The sequence below is a fragment of the Telluria sp. ZT3P25 genome, assembly GCF_059685895.1.
Window position 1 is genome coordinate 326,990 of record NZ_JCASIJ010000001.1, and the last position, 22,165, is coordinate 349,154.

Consider the following 22,165-nt stretch of genomic DNA (forward strand, 5'->3'; position numbering starts at 1 on the left):
CCCCGCTGTCCGGGTGCCGGCCACCCCGGCCCGATTCCATAAAAGGTGTTTTTCATGATCGTTTCGCGTCGCGCAAGCGCCCGTCTTTCCACGCTGACCTTTGCGCTGCTGCTGGCCGGCTGCGTGACCGCTCCCCAGGCCCCGGTTACCATCAATCTGGTATCGCTCAACGACTTCCACGGCAACCTGGAGCCAAGCCGCTACGTGCTCAAGGGCGCCGATGGCAAGGACCAGGTCATGCGCGCGGGCGGCGCCGAAGCGGTGGCCGCAGCCCTGCAGGCCTGGCGCAAACAGGACAAGGACCTGCTGCTCGTGTCGACCGGCGACATCGTCGGCGCCAGCCCGGCGCTGTCGTCGCTGTGGGCTGACGAGCCGACGATCGAAGTGATGAACATGCTGAACCTGCGCGCCAGCGCGGTAGGCAACCACGAATTTGACGGCGGCCGCAAGGAACTGCTGCGCCAGCAGAACGGTGGCTGCGATTCGCCGCACCCGACCAAGGCCTGCAAATTCACACCGACGTTTGGCGGTGCCAAATTTACCTATCTGGGCGCGAACGTGATCGACAAGGTCACGGGCAAGCCGATCATCCCGGGCTTCACCATCGAAACCGTCAAGGGCATCAAGGTCGGCCTGATCGGAGTGGTGCTGCGCGATACGCCGAACATGGTAGTCGCATCGGGCATCGCGGGCTTGACGTTCGGCGACGAAGCCGAAGCGATCAACAACGCGCTGCCGGCCATGCGCGCGGCCGGCGCCAAGGTCATCGTGGCCCTGGTGCACCAGGGCGGCCGCACGGTCGAGTCGCCGTTGCAAGCCGGTTGCAGCAAGCTGACGGGCGACATCGTCCCGGTCGTCCAGAAGATCGATCCGTCGGTCAAGCTGGTGCTGACCGGGCACTCGCACCAGGGCTACCTGTGCGATGTCGGTGGCCGGGTCGTGACCCAGGCCGATACGGCTGGCCATCTTCTCACGCGTGTGTCGATGCAGGTCGAGCCGACCAGCGGCGCGGTGTCGAACCTGACCGTCGCCAATGTCGTGATGAAGCCGGGCGAGTACCCGGCCGATCCGAAGATGGTCGCGTATATCGCGCAGGTAAAAGAGCGCAGCGAGGCGGCCTTGACGCGCCCGATCGCGAAGATCGCCGTCGCGCCGCTGCTGCGCAAGAATAACGACGCGGGTGAATCGCCGCTCGGTAACCTGGTCGCCGACGCGGCGCTGGACTCGGCCCGCAGCCTGGGTGCGCAGTTCGCGTTCATGAACAATGGCGGCATCCGGCGCGACCTCGAAGCGCTCGCCGACAAGACCGTCAACTTCGGCCAGGCCCAGGCCGTGCTGCCATTCGGGAACACGACTGTCGTGATGAACCTGACCGGCGCGCAGATCCGCAATCTGCTCGAACGCCAGTGGCCCGACGGCGCGAACGTGACGTCCGGCGTGCTGCAAGTCTCGCAAGGCTTTACCTATACCTGGGATGCCAAGCGGCCGGCTGGCACCCGCCTGGTACCGGGCAGTATCAAGCTCGATGGCAAGCCGCTGGTTGATACCGCAACCTATCGGCTGGCGCTGAACAACTTCCTGGCCGAAGGCAGCGACGGCTATCCCGAATTCGCACTCGGCACCGAGCGTATCGACACCGGCCTGCGCGACCTGGATGGCTTCATCACCTACCTGAAAAAACTCGAAGGGCAGGGCGCCGCGCTGGCCCCGGCTACCCCGCGCATCGTGCGCCTCAATTAAGCACATCAAAAATGATCATGAAAAAACTCGCATGCGTGTTGGCGCTCACCAGCGCCTTCGGATTACTGGGCGCATCGGACGCCGCTGCCTGGGGCCGTGACGGCCACCGCGCCGTCGGCTCGATCGCCGACAAGCTGCTCAAGGGGACCAACGCCCAGAAGCAGATCGCGCTGCTGCTGCAGCCGGGCGAATCGCTGGCGTCGGTCGCCAACTGGGCCGACTGCGTCAAGGGCACCTACTGCGGCCCGCAGACGCCCGAGATGGTGGAATACGTCGAAGGCAATCCGCGCCACAACGAATACCACTACACCAACGTGCCGTTCCAGCTCGATCACTATCATGAGCACGGCGTAGGCACGAGCGACGTCGATATCGTGCAGACGCTGGAGCAGTGCATCGCCGTCTTGCAGGGCAAGACCGACCCGGCCCTGAACCCGCACAAGTTCACCAAGCGTCAGGCCCTGATCCTGCTGGCGCACTTCGCCGGCGATATTCACCAGCCGCTGCACGTCGGTTCGGCGTTCGTCAGCAAGGACGGCAAGTTCATCGTGCCGAAATCGCGCGCCGAGATCGACGACGCGCTCGTGTTCGATTCGCGCGGCGGCAACAACCTGCTGCTCGATGACGAAAAACTGGCGGCACTGTCGAAAGGCGTGATTCCTGCTGCAGAAGCGGGTGATGCGCCGGTCGTCGTCAAGGAAGGCGTGCCAAAGGCGCTGACCAAGCCGTTCCACTCGTATTGGGACAGCACGACGGTCGACTACGCGTTCCGCCGCATCAAGACGCGCACACCGGAGCAGTTCGCGGACGTGGCGATCGCGAGTGGGCCGCTGGTTGCGAAAGCCAAAGGCGACGTGGCCACCTGGCCGGTGCAGTGGGTGGAAGACGGCCTGAAGTCGGCCAAGCTGGCGTATGCTGACGTGGTGCCGGGCAAACTGACGCCGCAAACGGGCAAGAAGGGCGAGACCTATTACACCTTCGCGCTCGAAGTGCCGGCCAACTATCCGGTGCCGAGCTCCGAAATCGCCAAGACCCAGCTGATCAAGGGCGGGTACAACCTGGCCGCGATGCTGCAGGCAATCTGGCCGTAAGCCCACGGCATGCATCGCGCGGATTGTTCGCACGCGCGGTGCACTTTTGGCACGGCCTCGGATAGAATCCGGTCATCCCCCGACCAGACTCCCGAGGCCCCATGCACGTTCCATTGAAGGTTGCCATCGCGGCAGCCTGCCTGTTCCCCGCATTCCACGCTCACGCACAGACCCTGGCCGGCGCCAGCCTGCCGCTGTGGGAATTCGGCCTTGGCGCTGCTGCGCTGAGCACGCCCGCCTATCCCGGCGCCGACGACCGTACCAACCGCATCCTGCCCATCCCGTTCCTGCTCTACCGCGGGGAAGTGCTGCGCGCCGACCAGTCAGGTATCGGCGCGCGCCTGTTCCGCTCCGACCGGCTAGAGTTCGACGTTGGCTTGTCGGGCGCCTTGCCGTCGGACTCGGACGACGTCGAGGCGCGTGCCGGCATGCCAGACCTGGGTGCATTGTTCGAATTTGGCCCGCGCCTGAAAATCCGCGTGGCCGACATTGACGCGACGAGTCGCCTGCGCGCCGAACTGCCGCTGCGCGCCGTGATCGAAGCACGCGGTGGCCTGCGACGTCAGGGCTGGACGTTCGAGCCGAAGCTGGCCTACGAAACGCGCGGCGAGCGCGGTCTGTGGTCGTTCGAAGCCAATACGTCGGTGGTGTTCGGCGACAAGCGCATCAACCGCTATTTCTATGAAGTCGCGCCGCAGTATGCGACCGCCAGCCGCGATGCGTACAGCGCCGACGCCGGTCTGGTACTGGCGCGCGTGGGCCTGTTTGCGACGCGCCAGCTCAATCCCGACGTGCGCCTGTTCGGCTACGTGCGCTACGAGTCGTACGCCGGCAGCGCCAACCGCGACAGCCCGCTGCACCTGAAAAATTCCGGCACGTCGGCCGGCATCGGCTTCGCCTGGACGCTGGCGCGCTCGACCCGGCGTGCGGCGGGCTTCGAGCCGGTGGATCCGGTCACGCCGTGAATATCAAGGCACTGATCGCGCTGCCCGGTCATTTTTGATGCGATGTAGGGTGGACGGTTTCCCCGTCCACGCGTTCAACAGTCGACGGCATGTCAACAGCCTAAAAGCAGGGTCAGGTCTGACATTCAGACACGAGCTCAACACAACGTAGATTTTTGAATACCGTACGGAGGGTAATAAGGAAGAGTCCGTGTCCAAATGTCAGACCTGACCCCGGCTATTCCCGGGCTTGCCCGCCCCACCATGTCGTTGGCGTGCCTGCTTCCTTCGTTCAAGTAGCGCTCCTGTGCCTGTGACCCGATCAATAGCCTTGATGAGCGTATCGATGCGCTCGGTCGGGATGGCGGGGCCGAGGCAGCCGGTATAGAGCACGACGTTTTTATTGCGAAATCCCCGGCCGCGGCTCATGCTCAAACTAAGGGTCGACATATCGGACGCCGTGAATTCGCAACCGTCGGCCTCGTCTTGGTAACGATCGCGCATTTCATCGAAACGCGCGTCGCGCAGCGCCTGTGCGATTTGCGTCAGGCCGCGCCTGTCGATACGGAATTCATCGGGGCCGCCGGTTTGCTCGAAGGTTGGGCCGGAATGACGCACCCGCCCGTCATGAAAAATCTTGACCTCAAAGACGGGGCAGTCGAACAAACAGGCCGATTGATCGATTGTAAGCACATCGAAGTCGGTGAACGGCTTCGGCTCTTTGCTCTCAGGTGAACCGGCATCCGTGCACGCCGAAAGCAGCAATGCCACTGTGACGATGATCCGTGTGCAGAATGATCTCATTGAATTATCTCAGTCATGGTTAGCCGATTGCCAGGCTTGAAATCCGGCGCCACTGTGATTGCGGGCACCTACCGACACAAATTAGTTCTGGTACCAGCGATCGCTGGGAGCATGAGGTGTGTGGCGCCATATCAATCGTGCAAGCGAGAGAGGGATCATTGCCAGCACGATCCATAGAGCAAAAAGGCCAGTGACGCCAACGTAGGTGTATAGAAACTCGCGAAGCAGGCCGCTTGCTCCCTGACCAAATGAACCGGTCTGTTGCGAACGAAGCTCATTGATTCCAAGGCCAACCAATGCTAACGCCACCAGGATACTGATACGTACTGTTCTTTTGGCCGTTTTCAGTTCGTTTGAAAATATGGTCATCTACGCTTGCTTGGTTAATGGACCGATCTGTCCCGGAACAATGAGGGTTTGACCGTGCGGGCCGTTGTTGGCCGGGCTCTGCCTCACACCGTACGGCAGCCCCTCGACGCGAAGCTGACACCGAAATCAGCCTGACGTAAGCAAGCAAAACAGTCTACTCGAGCGGATCGGCATTGGCCGCGCTTTCGAGAGCGTCAATGTCGGCGGCCCGAATGTGATTGAGATGCCTGGTGATCCACGCAGGTGAACGGGCCCACCACGCGACCGCTTGCAGGCGCCGCACGATGTCGGCATCAAAGCGCCGTCGCACGACCTGAGCAGGGTTTCCGCCAACGACGGTGTAAGGCGGGACATCGGCAGTGACCACCGAGCGCGCAGCGAGGATGGCGCCATCGCCAATCGTCACGCCGGGCATGATCAATACGTCGTAACCGATCCAGACATCGTTGCCGATGATGGTATCGCCTTTGTACGGAAGTTCGCCCGCAGCTGGACGAGCAACTTCCCAACCATTGCCGAAAATGAAGAACGGGAAGGTTGAAATACCATTCATCTGGTGATTGGCGCCATTCATGATGAATTTGACGCCACGCGCGATTGCACAAAATCGACCGATGATCAGCCGATCGCCAATGAAAGGAAAGTGATACAACACGTTATTTTCGAAGTTGTCGACACCATCGGGATCGTCGTAATACGTGAAGTCGCCAATGTCGATGTTCGGGCGGGTAACGATGTTTTTCAGGAAGCAGATCTGAGGAAAACCGTCCATCGGATACGCCGTGTCCGGACTAGGGCCATGCATGTGCATTCTCCATTATTCATTTCTAGGTCTACCGCCGGCAATGCGTGCCGAAGTGAACGTTCATCCCCTTGTCACCGCACATTCGGCGTTAGCACGGCATTAAATCTGTTTTAATGCCGACTCATAGATTTCAGCTTCGTACGCACAGGCGTCGAGCGTCGGGAAATATGCCAGGACCATCCGACATCCCTCCGGACCAGTGAATCCTTGGTCCGGTACCACCAAGTCGCCAATCCTCGGAACCCGACCTTCGGGTGAGAGAATTCTATCGCGGTCGGCTGGCAACTCCACCAGGAGTCTGGCACGGGGAGAATCCAATACGAATTTGGCCGTCATAAGTCTGACCGTTCTTGGTGGCTGCGTTGAATGGCTGCTTGTGGGCGAACCCGGCCGTTTACGACAGCTTGGCAGCTCGCCGATCTGAAGACCGGGGCTGTGTAAAAACACGCCGTAGTGAGCGATCTGAAAGGTCGAGTGTCGCCAAGCCGACGCCTTGCTTGCATTTTTACACAGCCTGGACCCGAAGCGGACGCCGCTCTAACGAAACTTCCACGCGACGAAGCATGAGAGAGCGGTGCCGCCAGCGAGAGCACCGAGAGCGACCGCAGAAAGATAAGCGTATACATGTGTTGTTGTCGCAAGCGTGACATCAGTTCCCATTGCTAGAGCAAGTACCCCTGCAGACAGGATCGCGCCAATTCCAGTTCCTATGACAAAACCACCTGCGCGCCGAAGCGAATCAGTGGTGCGCAGGAACATTTTCAACACGAGGAACACTACCCCAAATAGTGCTGCCGATGCCACCGCTATCAAAATCAGCGAGAACAGAGGACCCATTCAAAACCTCCATGTATGAATTGCGCACGAACGATATTAATGAAGAGTCTGTGTCCGAATGTCAGACCTGACCCTGGCTATGCTGGCTACGTGACCTGACTACGGGCAGCCCAATTGGGCTGGGCTGGCGTACGTAGTCGCGCGGTGCGCAACCCATGACACGCTTGAACGCGGTACTGAAGGCGCTCTCCGATTCATAGCCGAGCGCCGGTGCGATGACGGCGATCGCGTCGCGCGATGTCAGCAGCCGGTCGGCGGCCAACAGCATGCGCCAGCGCGTCAGGTAATCGATGGGCGTTTCGCCGACGCGCTCCTTGAAGCGCAGCGCAAACGTCGAACGCGACATCGCCGCCAAGGCGGCCAGCGCGTCGATCGTCCACTTGCGGGACGGATCGCCATGCAGCGCATTCAACGCGGCGCCAATCTGCTTGTCGCCCAGGCCATAAATCCAGCCGATGCCGCCAGCCCGACCCTCGGCCAGGATGATGCGCAGCGCCTGCAGCAATACCAGGTGCGCCAGGTGCCGCGCCATCAAAAATCCGCCCGGCAAAGGTGTACGCAGTTCGGCCATGACACGCTCCATTGCACTACGCAATGCTGCACGGTCCGACTCCGCGCGGATGTGCACAATGGGCGGCAGCACGCCGAGCAGGATGTCAGCATGGCGGCTGTCAAAAGCGAAGTAGCCGCCCAGGCCGTAGACAGCGGCAGTCCTGGCACGCGGCATGCAGGCGTGTTTTGCGCTGATCGTCAGCGGCGGCGACCAGCTCTATCCAGCCGGGAAACGGCGGCTGCACGCCAGCCCGTTCTGGGTAACGGCCGCCATCTTGTGGTCGATATCGCGCATTCCCTCGTTTCGCATGTTGCTGGCCCAGGGCGAGAACGAATGCCGGGCGCTGGCCGGCGCCATGGCAGCCGCAGCGCAGCAGGCCGGCCGATTCAACGATGTAAAAAGATCACCGCAATGCAGCCGCCCGGCACGGTTGACGCACAACGTACGTGAACGCCGGATCTGCCGTGACGCAGGTGTATGAGGTTGGTAACGCCACGAAGCCAGTACCATGTGCGTTATTGTTTTGTGTCGAGCTTTATTTCCCCTCCACAAGAATGCCTGGGCCAAGGATAAGAGTGCTTCGTTTCAAGGCGTTTTCCTCGTTCGCCGGGTGTTGTTGTAAGTTAGTGCGACTGAGGCTTCACCAGGTACCCAGCACAGTAACCAAGCAGGTATAGGATCAGCGCGGTTGCGGGCCAGATGATGAGATAGGCCACACCCCACGAAAGTCCAGCTAACTGGCGCAACAGGCTTTCCGGCATCGCCCCTATTTGGAGAGCTATTGGAAGCTGTAATAGGACAAAATTCCCTTTCGTATCGCCCGTCGAAAAGGCAGCAATGAGCGCCAATACCGTAAGGATGAAGTAGATTCCTACTAAGCACAGTCCTGTGCGGCTCCAAATAATTTTGCGAGAACGTCTTGACATCATTTGCCTTATATCGGTAACGGCCGGCAGTAGCTCCAGTCCGGTAATTTGTACGTCCGCAGTTGGCCGATCACGACGTATGCGAAGGACCGCTTCTGGCCGAACCCGGCTGTTCAGCATATAAGGTCACCGAGATGGAAAAGTCGCGAACTCTCACGAAGGGCAGGAATCGACCCGAAGCGGTCCTCGGATGATCAAACCGGTTTCTGACTTCAGGCTGAACGGCCGCCAGCCGCCAGGCGGATCCCATTCTCCTTCTCCATCAATTTGGCCCGAGCTCGCACGATGGAGTACCACGCCATCAATTCCAAGGTCGGACTGCTGCCAGATCAGACCGCCTGTAAGGTCAAATGCGAGCACTTCAGATGCAGAAGTGACAAGGACGGAGATGTGACTATCAAGTTGATCGAGGTCACGGGAGTCGTATAAATACCCGAAGTAACCACTCAGTGAATAGCGGCGCACGTGGCTGAGATGAACATCAACCACGAACAAGAACCGCCCAAAGCCGATGTAGATCATGCTGCCGATGGAACGTAGGCTTCTGAAACCTGATTCGCCTGCACTCGAGAGAATGTCCACCCGGGCAACTACTGCACTATCGACAGCCACAGAGACGCTTGCGACAACATTCGAGTCCGAAAATTCACCACCTGCAACGAGAACTTGGTCGCACTCAACCCGGGGATACCGAGGACTGGTGAATTCTACTTTCATGGACTCTATCGTTGACATAAGGTGCAGCATTAAATGACCGCTTTTGGCCGAACTCGGACGTTAGCGTTAGCTTAGCAGGTTGCTGGGACGAAAAAGTCGCGAACTCTCACGAAGGGTAGGAATCGACCCAGTGCGGACGCTCGGTGACTGGCGAGGAATGCCGGATCAGTGCCCGTGCAGCAAACCATCTGCGACAATAATAATTTGATACTTTTAAGGAACTTTTTCATGGCAAGATGAGTCATGCGATTCCTTTCTCCCCGATTTCTTGGTGCTGCATTCCTTGGCGGCTGGGCGTTGTGCAGTACTGGCCATGCGGCGACATCCGGCTGCGACACTGTTTCTGGCACCACCAATGGCTTCGATCCTGTCAGGCTGCAAGCGGCGCTGTTCGCATTCCAGACCAACAGTGCCAATCTGCACGGCTTGGTCATCGAACGCCACGGCGTCGTCGTGGCTGAGTGCTACCGTGCTGGCAAGGACCGCTCGGTCTACTCGCTGTTCGACCACACTCTGGAATTCGATCCCAGCACCCGACACGACTTACGCTCGATCAGCAAATCGGTAACGAGCCTGTTATGGGGCATCGCCGAATCGGAAAACAAGGTGCCGCCGCTCGACGCGCGTGTGCTAGACCTGATGCCGGAACTGGTTGGCTTGAAGACGGCGGGGCGCCAGGACATCACGATCGGCCACCTGCTGAACATGACCAGCGGGCTGGCCTGGAACGAGTCGGGCGGTTACGGCCCGGGCAATCCAGAACAGGGCCTGTACTGGCGTTCTTCCCAAGCGCGTTACCTGTTCGATCGCCCAATGAAAGATCCCGCGGGACAGAGCTTCAGCTACAACGGCGGCGGCACGGCAGTGCTGACCGCCATGCTCGAAAAAGGCGTCGGCATGTCCCTACCAGACTATGCGCGTACGCGCCTGTTCGCGCCGCTGGGCATCACCGACTGGGAATGGCTGAACGACATCCGTGGCCGGCCGCTGGGCTTTGCGGGCTTGCGAATGCGCCCGAAAGACTTGGCCAAAATTGGGCAGTTACTCCTGCAGCACGGACGCTGGAACGGCAAGCAGATTGTGCCTTCCACATGGATCGACGCATCGCTGCAACCTCGTATTGCCGCGGGTAACGGCTTCCAGTACGGCTATCACTGGTGGCACGGAAAGACCCGGGCGATGGGTGGCGAGCAAGCCTGGACGGCGGCATTCGGGAATGGCGGGCAACGGCTGGTTGTGGTTCCGGGGCTGGATCTGGTTGTCGTTGTCACTGCGGGGATGTACAACGATGAGGCGGGGGCAATCGAGGTCAATAAACTGTTCCGCCAAATTGCTGCGACCGTAGAGCAGTAGAGGACCATCAGGCGAGGGGACGGCCTGTAACTTGACACCACTTTTCAACGACCGTCGGTAACGCCGCTTTTGGCCGACCCCGGCCGTTCGCGTCCGCTTGGCAGGTTGCCCGGCTTGAAAAAGCATGGACTGTCACGACAGGCCGGTACCGACCCGAAGCGGTCACCGGCTCAGTGCGGCTACGTCTCCCAGATCGTTGTAAAACGCTGGATATGCATCCCACGACGCGTAGTAGCAAACAAACTCAACTTTCGTTTCTCTGGAACTGCGCTTTTGGCTGATCATCTCAAGCAACTCTGTCACGCCGTCTGTCTCAAGAAAATAAACGTAGCCATCCTGCGTCACCTCCCACGGAATCGAAAAGTCCTCACCAAACTGAACGATCATTGCTTCACTATTCTGGTGGAACGGCTCCCGAGCGCATATCACAGAGTTTTCCGGCATCTGCGCCGACAGGAAGATCGCGTCTAAAAGTTTCATAAGGATGCGTTGATGTGATGTTGAGCTTCCAGCCATGTCTGCTCTTGGCCGAACCCGCGCGTTGGACTGAGCATAGCAGGTTGCCATGGCCGCAAAACATCGGACGGTCACGAAGGACTGGAATCGGCCAAGGTTGTGTAAAAATCCTGATTCGCCATCGACCATGCAACACTCGACTCACAGCATGGGAGCCGGGGTCAGGAGCCGGGAGCCGGGGTCAGGTCTGGAGCCGGGGTCAGGTCTGACATTCAGACACGAGCTCAACAAAACGTCGATTTTTGAATGCCGTGGGGACGGTAATAAGGAAGAGTCCGTGTCCAAATGTCAGACCTGACCCCGGCTGTGTCGGCTGTGACCCTGGCTACCTTCCTTCAAACCATGAAAAACGCCGGGCGAACCCGGCGTTTGGCTAGCAACTCGATGTGTCCCGGATTACGCAGCTTCGCGCATCCCCAGCGCCGGCCGCGCCGCGTGTTTGAGCGCCGGCCGCACCTGCTGCGCTTCAAAGCGGAACGTCGACACCAGCTGCGACAACGCCTTCGCCTGTTCGCGCATCGACGTCGATGCGGCGGCCGCCTCTTCGACCAGCGCCGCGTTCTGCTGCGTCACCTGGTCCATCTGCGCAATCGCCTGGTTCACCTGTTCGATGCCGGCCGACTGCTCCTGGCTTGCCATGGCGATGCCGGACATGATGCTCGTCACGCGGCCGATACTGCTGACAATTTCCTGCATCGTTGCGCCGGCATCCGACACCAGGCGGCTGCCTTCTTCGACCTTGGCGCTCGAGTCGCCGATCAGGGTTTTGATCTCTTTCGCCGCAGCCGCCGAACGTTGCGCCAGGCTGCGCACTTCGGATGCCACGACCGCGAAACCGCGGCCCTGTTCACCGGCACGCGCTGCTTCGACTGCCGCGTTGAGCGCCAGGATATTGGTCTGGAACGCAATGCTGTCGATGACGCCGATAATGTCTACGATCTTCTTCGACGAATCGGTGATCGCGTCCATCGTCTGGACGACGCGGCCAACGGTGTCGCCGCCACGGCCGGCCACCTGCGAAGCGTTCTGCGCAAGCGTGTTGGCTTCGCGGGCGTTGTCGGCGTTCTGGCGGACGGTTGCGGTCAGTTCTTCCATCGACGATGCGGTTTCTTCCAGCGCGCCGGCTTGCTGCTCGGTGCGGGCCGACAGTTCAAGGTTGCCGGCCGAGATCTGGTCGGCTGCTTCGGCGATGGTTTCGGTGCCGCTGCGCACCTGGCTGACGATGCCGACCAGGTTGTCGTTCATGTCCCTCAGGGCGCCCATCAGCGCGCCGGTTTCATTGTTGCCCTGGACGACGATCTGGCTGCTCAGGTCGCCCGTCGCGACGGTCTGCGCGACCAGTACGGCTTCTTCGAGCGGGGTCGTGATGCGACGGCCCATCCACCAGGCGAACAGGCCGCCGATGATCAGTGCGATCGTGGCAAACGCCACTTGCAGCTTCAGGCTGGTCTGGAAGCCGTCCTGGATCTGCTTCGAATCGGCGGCCACGACCTCTTGCTGGAATTTGACGATTGCGCTCAGGCTATCGAGATAGGACTGCACGCGTGGCAGCATGTCGGTCGTGAGGAAGGCACGCACCGCAGCGTCGTCGCCGGCCGCCTTTTGCGCCATCACGCTCTTGCGCGCCTTGCGGTAGCCTTCGCGCTGCTCGTCGACTTTGGCAAACAGCGCCATGGCAGCGTCGTTGCCGGCCAGGCTGTCGACCAGGGCCTTGTGCAGCACATCCGAGCGCTTGGACGCCTTGGACATCGCGTCGACGAAGTATTTTTCGTCGCTTGCATCGGTCACCTTGATGGCGGCAAGGGTGCGCGCGGCGTTGGCGTCGATGATGGCTTGCCACTCCTGCAGCATGGTCAGGCGGTACATGCTTTCGCCGGTCAGTTTGTCGGTAAGGGCTTCGGCTTTCTGCATCTGCAGCAGGCCGATTCCCACCAGTAGCAGCATGGTTGCAAGAATGGTGGCGAAGCCGCTGAGGATCAGCGTACGAATCTTAAGGTTTTGAAATGTCATGGCGTTCCGTGAGTCAGTAAATACGATGTCCATAGAAACCAAAAGTTTCCATGGGGAATCACATTGTTGCAGATTCGGAACAAGAAAAACTGAAAAATTGCTGTAATGACGATAAATTCGCGCAATTGTGGCGAGATACCGACGATTTCAGTGTCAATACTACTGTTGGTTGTGGGATTTTGAGAGAATTCTTTCCTGCCCCCAGCGGTGGAGGGCAGGACGGGGAATACGCGTTAGCGCGATTTGACGAACGGCTTGCCCAGCGCCTTGGGCGCCACCGACTTGGCCATCAGGCCCGCCAGCACGACCACCGTGACGATGTACGGAATCATCTGGATCAGCGAACCCGGAATACGACCCACGACCGGCAGGTCGACGCCTTCGATCTGGATCTGCACCGCGGCAAAGAAGCCAAACATCATGCAGCCCAGCACCGTGTGCACGGGGCGCCAGTTGCCGAACACCAGCGCCGTCAGCGCCAGATAGCCGGCGCCGGCCGACATGTCGCGCAAGAAGAAGCCGCTCTGGACGATCGACAGGTAGGCGCCCGAGAACGAGCACAGCACGCCGGCAATGATCATCGCCGTGTAGCGGGTGCGCTGGACCGAGATGCCGGCCGCGTCAGCTGCATGCGGGTTTTCGCCACAGGCGCGCAGGCGCAGGCCGAAGCGGCTGTAGAACAGCACCCAGTGCACGATCGGGAGCAGGGCAAAGGCCAGGTACACCAGCACCGAGTGCCCGCCGATCAGGCTGCCATAGACCCAGCCCAGCACCGGGACGTCGGCCACCAGTTCGGTCCCGGGCAGGATGACGCTGGCGAGGCGCGCTTCGCCGAGGTCCGGCGTGCGGCCGCCCTGCTGGAAGAAGTACTGGGCGACGACGAACGTCAGCCCGCTCATCGCGATATTGATCGCGATGCCGGCCACGAGCTGGTTGCCCTTCTGGGTGATCGAGACGAAGGCCTGGATCAGCGCCAGCACGACGGAGGCGACGATGCCGGCCGCGATGCCCAGCCACGGATCCTGGTAGGTGTAGGCAACGCCGGCCGAGACAAAGGCCGACGCAAGGATCTTGCCTTCGAGGCCGATGTCGACCACGCCGCTGCGCTCGGCGAACAGGCCGGCCATGGCCGCGAACATCAGCACCGGCGCATTGCGGATGGTGGAGACGACGATACTGGCGAACTGGAAGTCTTCCATGGCTTATCCCTTGCTTGCGCCGTTGTTGGAGCGTGTTGCGTTGATCAGTTTGAGTACCGCCGGCGCGTACATGTTTTCCATGGCGCCGCAGAACAGGATGATCAGGCCCTGGATGAAAATAAAGGTCTCTTGCGGGATGTTCGGTTTTTCCAGCGACAGGTCGAACCCGCCCTGGATCAGCGCGCCGAACAGGATCGACGAGAGCAGGATGCCCACCGGGTGCTGGCGGCCCATCAGCGCAATCGCAATGCCGATGAAGCCGGCGCCTGCCGGGAAATTCAGGCTCAGGTAATGGGTCGAGCCGAGGATCGAGTTCACCGCCGCCAGGCCGGCGAGGGCGCCCGAGATCAGCATCGCAATGATGATCGTACGGCTGATGCGCACGCCCGCATAGTGCGCGGCATTAGCGTTCAGGCCGGTGGCCTGCAGGCGGTAGCCCCAGCTCGAACGCGACACGGCCACCCAGTAGACCACCAGCGCGACCAGGGCCAGCAGGAAGGCCAGGTTCAGCGGCGTGCTCTCGCCGAAGAACGGCAGCCAGTTCGACAGCAGCGGGATCGCGGCAGCGTCGGTGAAGGTGCGGCTGGCCGGGTTCTGGTCGCCCTCGGGAATCATGTACTTGACGATGATGAAGTTCATCAGGCCGGCGGCGATGAAGTTGAACATGATGGTCGTGACCACCACGTGGCTGCCGCGCTTGGCCTGCAGGTAGCCGGGCAGGAAGGCCCAGGCCGCGCCAAAGACAGCGCTGGCCACGATCGCCAGCGGGATCAGGAGCCACGGCGAGAGCGTCGCATCGAACGCCAGCATCGCCAGCGTCAGGCCCAGGCCGCCCAGATACATCTGGCCTTCGGCGCCGATGTTGAACAGGCCCGCCTTCATCGCGATCGAGACGGCCAGGCCGGTGAACACGAAGGTCGACGCATAGAACAGCGTGTAGCTCAGGCCTTCCGGATTGATGACGGCGCTGTTGACGAGGATCTGCAGCGACTCGACCGGGCTTTCGCCCAGCAGATGGATCACGAGCGCCGCGACCAGCAGGGCAGAGAGCAGATTCAGGACCGGCAGGACAAAGCCCGAGGCCCAGCGTGGGAGTTCAGTGGTTTTCATGATTTGTGCATCCCGCCCATCAACAGGCCAATGCGGGTCGTGTCGAATTCGTCGATCGGCAATTCGCCGGTAATGCGCCCGCCCGACATCACGATGATGCGGTCAGCCAGCGCGCGCACTTCTTCCAGCTCAGTCGAGACCAGCAGGATCGCGACGCCTTCGTCGCGCAGGCGCAGCAGTTGCGTGTGGATGCTCTCGATGGTGCCGATGTCCACGCCGCGCGTGGGCTGGCCCACCAGCAGCAGCTTGGGCGCCGCCGAGACTTCGCGCGCGATCACGACCTTCTGCTGGTTGCCGCCCGAGAGCAGGCCGATACGCACATTGGGGTCTTTCGGGCGCACATCGAAGGCTTCGAGCAAATGGGCGCAGCGCTTGGCGATGGCGTCGAAATCGAACAGGCCCATGCCCTTCGTGACGCGCTCCTGGTAGCCGAACACGGTGTTCTGCATCACCGAAAAATCCTTGATCACGCCGTCGCGCAGGCGGTCTTCCGGCACGTGGCCGATTCCCATGTCGCGCAGCTCGGCGGGCAGGCCGTCGGCGTTCGAGCGGCCGGCCCAGGGCAGGGGCTTGCCTTCCACTGTCACGGTGCCGGAGGTCGGCAGGCGCATGCCCGACAGGATGTGCATCAGCTCGCTCTGGCCATTGCCCGACACGCCGGCAATGGCGACGATTTCGCCAGCGCGCACCGAGAGGGCGATGTCGCCCAGCAGCTGCACGCCGTTGGCGTCCTTCAGTTGCAGGTTCTCGACCTGCAGCACCGGGGCGCCCGGCGCATACGGTTTGCGCGGCAGGTTGCCTTCGATCGGACGGCCGACCATCATGTTGGCCAGCTGCTCCTTGCTGGTGTCGACCGTGGCGACGGCGCCGGCCAGGCGGCCCGCGCGCATCACGGTCACCTGGTCGGTGATGTCCATGATCTCGCCCAGCTTGTGGGTGATCAGGATGATGGTCTTGCCCTGTTCCTTGAACAGCCGCAGGATGTCGAACAGCGACGCGATTTCCTGCGTGGTGAGCACGGCTGTCGGCTCGTCCAGGATCAGGATCTCGGCGCTGCGGTAGATCTGCTTGAGGATTTCAACGCGCTGCTGCGCGCCCACCGACAGGTCCGAAATCACAGCCAGCGGATCGACGTCGAGGTGGTAGCGCGCGCAGATTTCGCGCAGCTTCACTTCGGTTTCGCGGCGTTTCTTCGACAGCTTGAAGGCGCCTTCGGCCCCCAGCATCACGTTGTCGAGCACCGTCATGTTCTCGACCAGCATGAAGTGCTGGTGCACCATGCCGATGCCGAGCCCGATGGCTTCCTGGCTCGAGCGGATCTGCTGCTCCTTGCCGTTGATGACGAGCTGCCCGCTGTCGGCATGGTAGTAGCCGTACAGGATGCTCATCAGGGTGGATTTGCCCGCGCCATTTTCGCCGATCACACCATGGATCGAACCCTTGGCGATCGAGAAGCTGACGTCGGCGTTCGCCTGCACCGGCCCGAAGGCCTTGCTCACGTTGCGAAATTCTACGGCTGGCTGCATTGCGATCTGTCGTAAAAAGGAAGTGTGCTTATCATTCAAAAGCGCGCCGGACCGGTAATCAACCGGCGCGGCGCGCTTCGAATGGAATGAAGGTGATCAGACCGGGCAGGAACTGCCGGCGCGGTAATCGATGACCTTGATCTTGCCGTTGATGATGTCCTGGCGTACGCCGTTGACGCGCTTTTCGATTTCCGGCGTGACGACCGCGCGGTTATCCTTGTCCAGCACCCAGTCGACGCCGCCTTCTTTCAGGCCCTTGTAGGTGACGCCTGCTTTCCAGGTGCCTTTCTTGACAGCCATGAACGAGTCATACACTGCCACATCGACGCGCTTGACCATCGAGGTCAGCATCGTGCCCGGGTGCAGGTAGTTCTGGTTCGAGTCGACGCCCACGGCCAGCTTGCCCTTGGTCTTGGCCATCTGCAGCGCGCCCATGCCGCTGCCGCCGGCCACGGCGAAGACCACGTCCACGCCACGGTCAAATTGCGCGCGTGCCAGCTCGCCGCCCTTGGCCGGGTCGTTCCAGGCTGCTGCCGTGGTGCCGACCATGTTCTGGATGATTTCAGCTTTTGGCGCCTGCGCCTTGGCGCCCTGGCCGTAGCCGCAGGCGAACGCGCGGATCAGCGGAATGTCCATGCCGCCGACAAAGCCGAGCTTCTTGGTCTTGGAGGCCATGGCCGATGCCACGCCGACCAGGTACGCGCCTTCCTGCTCCTTGAACATCACCGATTCGATGTTCGGGCCTTGCGCCACGCTGTCGATCAGGATGAAGCGCACGTTCGGGAATTCACGGGCGACTTTTTGCACGGCCTGGGTTTGCGAGAAACCGATGGCGGCGATCAGGTCGACCTTCTTGCGCGCCAGGCCGCGCATGACTTGCTCGGCCTGGGTATCGCTATTGGCCTGGACCTCGAACACCTTCACGCCGGTCTCTTTCGAGAAGCGCTGCAGGCCCTCGAAGGCCGACTGGTTGAACGACTTGTCGAACTTGCCGCCCGCATCGTAGACCATGCCGAATTTCGGCGCGGCGATCGGTGCGGTCGATGGCGCTGCCAGCGCGCTGCCGGCAAGGCACATGGCCGCCACGGTGATGCTGAGTTGCTTGAATTTCATGGTTGAGCTCCTGGAATAGCGATATTGTACCCGCCGCATGCCTTGCGATGGGATCGGCTGCGCGATTGTCGCAGCACGGCGCCGTGCAAGTGGTTACGGTTTGTATCTGGGGAGGGTCGTTGGGGCCAGGCCCGCGCCCTTCGGGCACAAGCTGTCAAATATGCATCAAGCTGCAAGTTGATGACAAATACGATTTTACTTCCCAATTTATTCACTGGAAATATAAATGCTGACAAATTCAGCGATTATTTTGTGGCGAGGGCCAGATCGGGCGCTGCCGCCGTCGTTTCGACCGGTGGCGTGGCATTGGCCACGGCATCGGCCACGGCGGCCGCGGCAGCCGGCGTCACCGGTTGATTGAACTGGCGCGTCAGGAAACTGGCAACCATGTTGTGCGTCGCTGCGAGGTACGGGATGGTCATGTGGTCGGAGTCCGGCACCACCTCGTCGGCCACCAGCGCGCCCAGCTTGGCCACCAGCAGGTCGGTATGAAAGTGGGGCACGACATCGTCGCTGGCGGCGCGCAGCACGTAGGTGGGGGCCTTGAGCATCGGTGCGTACTTGATCGACTCGAAGCGGTGGCGCAGCATGTATTCGATGGGCATCACGCGAAAACGCCGCTTGGCAATCGCCAGGATCGAATCGTACGGCGTGATCAGCACGACCGAATGCGCCGGGCGCTCGCGGGCCACCTGCACGGCGACGCCCGAACCCAGGCTGCGGCCAACGACGGCGATGCGCTGCGGGTCGACCTGGCCGCGTGTGGCGAGCCAGTCGTAGAGCAGGGCGCCGTCCTCGATCATGTGGATTTCGGCCGGGATGCCTTGCGAATCGCCATAGCCGCGGTAATTCATCGCCAGCACGGTCATGTTGGGGAACAGCTTGCCGGCGTCGCGTGCGACCCAGGACACTTCTTCGGAGCGCCCGCCGAAGTACAGTACGGCGGGTCGCGGACCAGGAATAATTGGCGTCATCAGCCAGCCGGCCAGGCGCGTGCCGTCCTTGGCGCGCAGGACGACGGGGCGCGTGCGATGACCACTCGAACGAGGGCTTTTGACTTCGCGCACGAGCGTGGGATTGAACACCAGGCGGCGCTGGTTGGCCGCGACGGCAGCGGTCAGGCCCAGCCACAGCATGCTGGCCAGTCCAGTGATTCCCGCCGCCATTTTTTTCGAGGTGTCCATGCTTGCAAGTCTACGCCTGCTGTCGAGTTTTGTTCTTAGAAGCATTCTTCTATGCATGTTCCATGACGGTTTGGCAGCCTACAAAGTTGTTTTATTCCAACATGGCAGAGTCTGTCCCATGGTAGCGATGCCGGACAGCACGCTTGCGCCACTTGTTCGGCTTTCCGGTAGGATTGTTGCATCCGGCCTCGCGCCATCTTCTGGAGTCTTCGTGCATTTTCTTCTGACCTATGATCTGGCCCCCGACTATCTCGAACGCCGCGGCGAATTTCGCGACGCCCACCTGGCGCTGGCGTGGGAAGCGCAGGAACGTGGCGAATTGATCCTCGCCGGCGCCATGGCCGAGCCGGCCGACAAGGCGGTCCTCCTGTTCAACTGCGAGACCGCAGAGCTGGTGCAGCTGTTCGCGGCGCGCGACCCGTACGTGCTCAATGGCCTCGTGCGCGCCTTCCACGTGCGCCAGTGGAATACGGTCGTCGGCGACCTGGCGACCAATCCTGTCCGGCCCGGCTAACCTTCATCCGACATTCGCCTCGGCGCCCCATGAACATCGGGTAAGATTGCCCGCGTTTATCACCGCCGGGGAATGCAATGCAAACTGCTGTGAATCTGTGGCCACTGCTCGGCGTGGCCGTCATCGTGGTCGGGTTTGTGCTGCGCGCCAATCCGGTGCTGGTGGCCGTGGCCGCCTGCGGCGTCACGGGCGTTGCCGCCGCGATGTCGGTCATGACGCTGCTCGAAACGCTCGGCGCCGCCTTCCTCAAGACCCGCAACCTGCCATTGATCCTGCTGCTGCCGCTGGCCGCCATCGGGCTGCTCGAGCGCTTCGGCCTGCGTGACCGCGCCCAGGCCGCCATTGGCAAGGTGCGCTCGGCCACCGCCGGGCGCCTGCTGATCGTCTACCTGTTCGCGCGCGAGAGCACGGCGGCGCTGGGCCTGACCAGCCTGGGTGGTCATCCGACGATGGTGCGCCCGCTGGTCGCGCCAATGGCCGAAGCGGCGGCCGAAGCGCAGCACGGCCCGCTGCCACAGCGCATCCGCTACCGCATCCGCGCGATGTCGGCTGCCACCGATAACATCGGCCTGTTCTTCGGCGAAGACATTTTTGTCGCGTTCGGCGCCATCGTCCTGATGCACACGATCCTGCAAGCCGCAGGCATCGAGGTCAATCCGCTGCACATCGCGCTGTGGGGTATCCCGACGGCGATCACGGCGTTCGTCATCCACGCCTGGAACCTGCGCCGCCTGGACGCCGAGATTGCCCGCGCCGTGCTGGACGAGAAGGGCGCCGCATGACGCTGTCGATCGATCACTTCTACATCCTCATCGGCCTGCTGCTGGCGGCCGTGGCCATCATGAACCTGGTGGACCGCAGCAATCCGCGCCGGGTCACGACGGCCCTGTTCTGGGGCCTGTACGCGCTGCTGTACCTGGCAGGCGAAGCGCTGCCGCTGGCGGCGGTCGGGGCCTTGATGATCGGCATGGCGCTGCTGGCCGGCTTTGGTGGCGTGAAAGCCGGCCAGCCCAAGGCGCTGGCGCCGGAAGCGCGCCAGGCCAGCGCTGCGCGGCTGGGCAACCGCCTGTTCATCCCGGCGCTGCTGCTGCCGCTGGTAACCGTCATCGGCGCGACTTTATTGAAGGACGTGCAGCTGGGCGGCCTTCCGCTGCTCGACCCTGCCCACATCACCATCGTGAGCATGGGCTGCGGCGCAGTCGTGGCGCTGATTGCCGCGTGCTGGCTCACGCGCGCCACGCCGCTGCAGGGCGTGCGTGAAGCGCGCCGCCTCGTCGATGCCATGAGCTGGGCCGTCGTGCTGCCGCACATCCTGGCGGTGCTGGGCCTGCTGTTTTCCGAAGCGGGCGTGGGCAAGGCCGTGGCGCACCTGACGACGACCTATATCGGCCTGGACTCGGCGTTCATCGCGGTCGCCGTGTACTGCCTCGGCATGGCGCTATTTACGATCGTGATGGGCAACGGCTTTGCCGCGTTTCCCGTCATGGCCGGCGGCGTCGGGATCCCGGTGCTGGTGGGGGTGTACGGCGCCAACCCGGCCGTGATGGCGGCGATCGGCATGTTCAGCGCGTATTGCGGTACCCTGATGACGCCGATGGCGGCCAACTTCAATATCGTGCCGGCGGCGCTGCTGGAACTGCCCGACAAGAACGCCGTGATCCGGGCCCAGATTCCGAGTGCGCTGCCGATCCTGGTAGCGAATATCTTCCTGCTCTACTTTTTGATGAACCTGTGATGATCAAGACTGTTCTGCTGACGGGCTTCGAGCCGTTCAATGGCGCCACCATCAATCCGGCCTGGGAGGCTGTGCGCTCGCTGGAAGGGTGGCAGGGCGAGGGCTTCCAGGTCGAGGTGCGCCAGTTGCCGTGCGTGTTCGGCGACGCTATCGAGGATCTGACGGCGCTGATCGACGAGCTGCATCCGGATGTTGTCATCGCGGTCGGCCAGGCGGGCGGGCGGCCCGATATCTCGGTCGAGCGGGTGGCAATCAATGTCGACGATGCGTCGATCCTGGACAACGGCGGGCAGCAGCCGGTCGATACGGCGATTGCCGCCGACGGTCCGGCCGCCTATTTCTCGACGCTGCCGATCAAGGCGATCGTGCACGCGCTGCGAGAACAAGGGCTGGTGGCGGGGGTCTCGCAGACTGCCGGCACGTTCGTCTGCAACCATGTGTTCTATGGCTTGATGCACCACGCTTCGAACCAGCCGCAGCCGATCAAGGCGGGCTTCATCCACGTGCCGTTTTTGCCGGAGCAGGCGGCCGCGCGACCGGATGCGCCACCGTCGATGGCGCTGGAAGACATCATCGCCGGGGTCAAACTGGCGGTGGAAGTCACGCTCGGCGTCGACACCGACCTGCGCGAAGCAGGCGGCGCGACGCACTGACAGCGATCAGCGCAGCTTGATCGTGGTGACGGCTTTCTCGTCACGCAGCTCGAACGCCGCATCCTCGAAGCTCGGCGGACCGAAACGGCCACGGGCGTCGCGGCTGAATGCGTACGGTTCTTTCGGGATGCCCAGCACGTTGCGATCGAGCTTGCCGTTGTCGTTCTCGTCCTGATACGACAGCACGGCCCACGAACCGGTCGGTACGCCGTCGACCGTGACGACCGTTTCGCCTGCCTTGGCCGGGGCCGAGCCGGAATACGCGCAATCCTTCAGGAAGGTGTTCTTGTCGCACACGGCGACGAGCACCTTGCCCTTGGCCGTGACGCCCTGGACGCGCACTTCGATCGAGGCGGCCGAGGCGCTGCCTGCGGCGCAGAATGCTGCTGCGAGCAGCAGGGTACGGAAAGTCGATTGCATGTATTCTCCAATGATTCAATTGTTGGTGTATCGTGTTTGACCGCCT

General features: G+C 61.8%; 23 protein-coding genes. 9 read left to right on the top strand and 14 right to left on the bottom strand.

Annotated elements, in window-relative coordinates:
- The first annotated feature begins 54 nt into the window (after window positions 1-54).
- The 3 genes from AC56LY_RS01490 (at window position 55) to AC56LY_RS01500 (ending at window position 3,796) form a co-directional block, all read left to right on the top strand.
- Window positions 55-1,740, top strand: coding sequence for a bifunctional metallophosphatase/5'-nucleotidase (locus AC56LY_RS01490; RefSeq protein ID WP_499575891.1), 1,686 nt, complete (start codon window positions 55-57; stop codon window positions 1,738-1,740).
- A 17-nt stretch (window positions 1,741-1,757) separates the two neighbouring features.
- The gene (locus AC56LY_RS01495; protein ID WP_499575894.1) at window positions 1,758-2,831 is read left to right on the top strand and encodes a S1/P1 nuclease; all 1,074 of its coding nucleotides are present in this window, start codon (window positions 1,758-1,760) and stop codon (window positions 2,829-2,831) included.
- A 101-nt stretch (window positions 2,832-2,932) separates the two neighbouring features.
- On the top strand, window positions 2,933-3,796 hold the full coding sequence (locus tag AC56LY_RS01500; protein ID WP_499575896.1) for a MipA/OmpV family protein: 864 nt from the start codon (window positions 2,933-2,935) through the stop codon (window positions 3,794-3,796).
- Window positions 3,797-3,997: 201 nt separating this feature from the next.
- On the opposite strand, the gene AC56LY_RS01505 is transcribed toward AC56LY_RS01500, so the two are convergent.
- The 5 genes from AC56LY_RS01505 to AC56LY_RS01525 all read right to left on the bottom strand — a co-directional run bounded on the left by AC56LY_RS01505 (window position 3,998) and on the right by AC56LY_RS01525 (window position 7,317).
- Window positions 3,998-4,546 carry a DUF6438 domain-containing protein gene (locus AC56LY_RS01505; protein WP_499575899.1) on the bottom strand — a complete coding sequence of 183 codons (549 nt, stop codon included), beginning with the start codon at window positions 4,544-4,546 and terminating at the stop codon, window positions 3,998-4,000.
- Window positions 4,547-4,660: 114 nt separating this feature from the next.
- A complete protein-coding gene (locus AC56LY_RS01510; RefSeq protein ID WP_499575902.1) occupies window positions 4,661-4,948 on the bottom strand; it encodes a hypothetical protein in 288 nt (95 codons plus the stop codon).
- Between the two features lie 154 nt (window positions 4,949-5,102).
- The gene (locus AC56LY_RS01515; RefSeq protein ID WP_499575904.1) at window positions 5,103-5,759 is read right to left on the bottom strand and encodes a Vat family streptogramin A O-acetyltransferase; all 657 of its coding nucleotides are present in this window, start codon (window positions 5,757-5,759) and stop codon (window positions 5,103-5,105) included.
- A gap of 531 nt (window positions 5,760-6,290) precedes the next feature.
- The gene (locus AC56LY_RS01520) at window positions 6,291-6,590 is read right to left on the bottom strand and encodes a hypothetical protein (protein WP_499575906.1); all 300 of its coding nucleotides are present in this window, start codon (window positions 6,588-6,590) and stop codon (window positions 6,291-6,293) included.
- Window positions 6,591-6,651: 61 nt separating this feature from the next.
- Complete coding sequence (locus tag AC56LY_RS01525; RefSeq protein ID WP_499575908.1) at window positions 6,652-7,317, bottom strand: helix-turn-helix transcriptional regulator; 666 nt, start codon at window positions 7,315-7,317, stop codon at window positions 6,652-6,654.
- Between AC56LY_RS01525 and AC56LY_RS01530 the strand changes: the two genes are divergently transcribed.
- Window positions 7,316-7,624, top strand: coding sequence for a hypothetical protein (locus tag AC56LY_RS01530; RefSeq protein ID WP_499575911.1), 309 nt, complete (start codon window positions 7,316-7,318; stop codon window positions 7,622-7,624). The genes AC56LY_RS01525 and AC56LY_RS01530 overlap by 2 nt on opposite strands.
- Before the next feature lie 598 nt (window positions 7,625-8,222).
- On the opposite strand, the gene AC56LY_RS01535 is transcribed toward AC56LY_RS01530, so the two are convergent.
- Window positions 8,223-8,786, bottom strand: coding sequence for a hypothetical protein (locus tag AC56LY_RS01535; protein ID WP_499575913.1), 564 nt, complete (start codon window positions 8,784-8,786; stop codon window positions 8,223-8,225).
- 243 nt (window positions 8,787-9,029) lie between these two features.
- Between AC56LY_RS01535 and AC56LY_RS01540 the strand changes: the two genes are divergently transcribed.
- Window positions 9,030-10,139 carry a serine hydrolase domain-containing protein gene (locus tag AC56LY_RS01540; RefSeq protein WP_499575916.1) on the top strand — a complete coding sequence of 370 codons (1,110 nt, stop codon included), beginning with the start codon at window positions 9,030-9,032 and terminating at the stop codon, window positions 10,137-10,139.
- Window positions 10,140-10,301: 162 nt separating this feature from the next.
- Here the strand turns inward: AC56LY_RS01540 and AC56LY_RS01545 are convergent, their stop codons facing one another.
- From AC56LY_RS01545 to AC56LY_RS01575, 7 genes are all read right to left on the bottom strand, one after another.
- Window positions 10,302-10,784, bottom strand: coding sequence for a hypothetical protein (locus AC56LY_RS01545; RefSeq protein WP_499575918.1), 483 nt, complete (start codon window positions 10,782-10,784; stop codon window positions 10,302-10,304).
- Between the two features lie 267 nt (window positions 10,785-11,051).
- Window positions 11,052-12,665, bottom strand: coding sequence for a methyl-accepting chemotaxis protein (locus AC56LY_RS01550; RefSeq protein WP_499575921.1), 1,614 nt, complete (start codon window positions 12,663-12,665; stop codon window positions 11,052-11,054).
- A gap of 233 nt (window positions 12,666-12,898) precedes the next feature.
- Window positions 12,899-13,864 (bottom strand): ABC transporter permease, encoded by a 966-nt coding sequence (locus AC56LY_RS01555; RefSeq protein ID WP_183557370.1) that lies wholly within the window; start codon window positions 13,862-13,864, stop codon window positions 12,899-12,901.
- 3 nt (window positions 13,865-13,867) lie between these two features.
- The gene (locus tag AC56LY_RS01560) at window positions 13,868-14,974 is read right to left on the bottom strand and encodes an ABC transporter permease (RefSeq protein ID WP_499575923.1); all 1,107 of its coding nucleotides are present in this window, start codon (window positions 14,972-14,974) and stop codon (window positions 13,868-13,870) included.
- On the bottom strand, window positions 14,971-16,500 hold the full coding sequence (locus AC56LY_RS01565) for an ABC transporter ATP-binding protein (RefSeq protein ID WP_499575926.1): 1,530 nt from the start codon (window positions 16,498-16,500) through the stop codon (window positions 14,971-14,973). Before AC56LY_RS01565 ends, AC56LY_RS01560 begins: the two co-directional genes overlap by 4 nt.
- A gap of 96 nt (window positions 16,501-16,596) precedes the next feature.
- Window positions 16,597-17,613: a BMP family lipoprotein gene (locus tag AC56LY_RS01570; protein ID WP_183557378.1), complete on the bottom strand. Its 1,017-nt coding sequence runs from the start codon at window positions 17,611-17,613 to the stop codon at window positions 16,597-16,599.
- 245 nt (window positions 17,614-17,858) lie between these two features.
- Window positions 17,859-18,797 (bottom strand): alpha/beta hydrolase, encoded by a 939-nt coding sequence (locus AC56LY_RS01575; protein WP_499575931.1) that lies wholly within the window; start codon window positions 18,795-18,797, stop codon window positions 17,859-17,861.
- A 211-nt stretch (window positions 18,798-19,008) separates the two neighbouring features.
- Between AC56LY_RS01575 and AC56LY_RS01580 the strand changes: the two genes are divergently transcribed.
- The 4 genes from AC56LY_RS01580 to pcp all read left to right on the top strand — a co-directional run bounded on the left by AC56LY_RS01580 (window position 19,009) and on the right by pcp (window position 21,699).
- On the top strand, window positions 19,009-19,311 hold the full coding sequence (locus tag AC56LY_RS01580; protein ID WP_499575936.1) for a YciI-like protein: 303 nt from the start codon (window positions 19,009-19,011) through the stop codon (window positions 19,309-19,311).
- Between the two features lie 77 nt (window positions 19,312-19,388).
- Window positions 19,389-20,093, top strand: a complete 705-nt coding sequence (locus AC56LY_RS01585) for a DUF969 domain-containing protein (protein ID WP_499575938.1) — start codon at window positions 19,389-19,391, stop codon at window positions 20,091-20,093.
- Window positions 20,090-21,046 (top strand): DUF979 domain-containing protein, encoded by a 957-nt coding sequence (locus AC56LY_RS01590; protein WP_499575941.1) that lies wholly within the window; start codon window positions 20,090-20,092, stop codon window positions 21,044-21,046. The genes AC56LY_RS01585 and AC56LY_RS01590 overlap by 4 nt, the downstream gene beginning before the upstream one ends.
- A 2-nt stretch (window positions 21,047-21,048) precedes the next feature.
- On the top strand, window positions 21,049-21,699 hold the full coding sequence (gene pcp, locus AC56LY_RS01595; RefSeq protein WP_499581911.1) for a pyroglutamyl-peptidase I: 651 nt from the start codon (window positions 21,049-21,051) through the stop codon (window positions 21,697-21,699).
- 6 nt (window positions 21,700-21,705) lie between these two features.
- Here the strand turns inward: pcp and AC56LY_RS01600 are convergent, their stop codons facing one another.
- Window positions 21,706-22,119: a DUF2141 domain-containing protein gene (locus tag AC56LY_RS01600; RefSeq protein ID WP_499575943.1), complete on the bottom strand. Its 414-nt coding sequence runs from the start codon at window positions 22,117-22,119 to the stop codon at window positions 21,706-21,708.
- Between the last annotated feature and the right edge of the window lie 46 nt (window positions 22,120-22,165).

Bases quoted from the DNA above. Each gene is read 5' to 3' on its own strand.
- AC56LY_RS01490 (WP_499575891.1), top strand. From the start codon at position 55: ATGATCGTTTCGCGTCGCGCAAGCGCCCGTCTTTCCACGCTGACCTTT.
- AC56LY_RS01495 (WP_499575894.1), top strand. From the start codon at position 1,758: ATGAAAAAACTCGCATGCGTGTTGGCGCTCACCAGCGCCTTCGGATTA.
- AC56LY_RS01500 (WP_499575896.1), top strand. From the start codon at position 2,933: ATGCACGTTCCATTGAAGGTTGCCATCGCGGCAGCCTGCCTGTTCCCC.
- AC56LY_RS01510 (WP_499575902.1), bottom strand. From the start codon at position 4,948: ATGACCATATTTTCAAACGAACTGAAAACGGCCAAAAGAACAGTACGT.
- AC56LY_RS01515 (WP_499575904.1), bottom strand. From the start codon at position 5,759: ATGCACATGCATGGCCCTAGTCCGGACACGGCGTATCCGATGGACGGT.
- AC56LY_RS01520 (WP_499575906.1), bottom strand. From the start codon at position 6,590: ATGGGTCCTCTGTTCTCGCTGATTTTGATAGCGGTGGCATCGGCAGCA.
- AC56LY_RS01530 (WP_499575911.1), top strand. From the start codon at position 7,316: ATGCAGGCGTGTTTTGCGCTGATCGTCAGCGGCGGCGACCAGCTCTAT.
- AC56LY_RS01525 (WP_499575908.1), bottom strand. From the start codon at position 7,317: ATGCCGCGTGCCAGGACTGCCGCTGTCTACGGCCTGGGCGGCTACTTC.
- AC56LY_RS01535 (WP_499575913.1), bottom strand. From the start codon at position 8,786: ATGAAAGTAGAATTCACCAGTCCTCGGTATCCCCGGGTTGAGTGCGAC.
- AC56LY_RS01540 (WP_499575916.1), top strand. From the start codon at position 9,030: ATGCGATTCCTTTCTCCCCGATTTCTTGGTGCTGCATTCCTTGGCGGC.
- AC56LY_RS01545 (WP_499575918.1), bottom strand. From the start codon at position 10,784: ATGGTCGATGGCGAATCAGGATTTTTACACAACCTTGGCCGATTCCAG.
- AC56LY_RS01550 (WP_499575921.1), bottom strand. From the start codon at position 12,665: ATGACATTTCAAAACCTTAAGATTCGTACGCTGATCCTCAGCGGCTTC.
- AC56LY_RS01555 (WP_183557370.1), bottom strand. From the start codon at position 13,864: ATGGAAGACTTCCAGTTCGCCAGTATCGTCGTCTCCACCATCCGCAAT.
- AC56LY_RS01560 (WP_499575923.1), bottom strand. From the start codon at position 14,974: ATGAAAACCACTGAACTCCCACGCTGGGCCTCGGGCTTTGTCCTGCCG.
- AC56LY_RS01565 (WP_499575926.1), bottom strand. From the start codon at position 16,500: ATGCAGCCAGCCGTAGAATTTCGCAACGTGAGCAAGGCCTTCGGGCCG.
- AC56LY_RS01570 (WP_183557378.1), bottom strand. From the start codon at position 17,613: ATGAAATTCAAGCAACTCAGCATCACCGTGGCGGCCATGTGCCTTGCC.
- AC56LY_RS01575 (WP_499575931.1), bottom strand. From the start codon at position 18,797: ATGGACACCTCGAAAAAAATGGCGGCGGGAATCACTGGACTGGCCAGC.
- AC56LY_RS01585 (WP_499575938.1), top strand. From the start codon at position 19,389: ATGCAAACTGCTGTGAATCTGTGGCCACTGCTCGGCGTGGCCGTCATC.
- AC56LY_RS01590 (WP_499575941.1), top strand. From the start codon at position 20,090: ATGACGCTGTCGATCGATCACTTCTACATCCTCATCGGCCTGCTGCTG.
- AC56LY_RS01600 (WP_499575943.1), bottom strand. From the start codon at position 22,119: ATGCAATCGACTTTCCGTACCCTGCTGCTCGCAGCAGCATTCTGCGCC.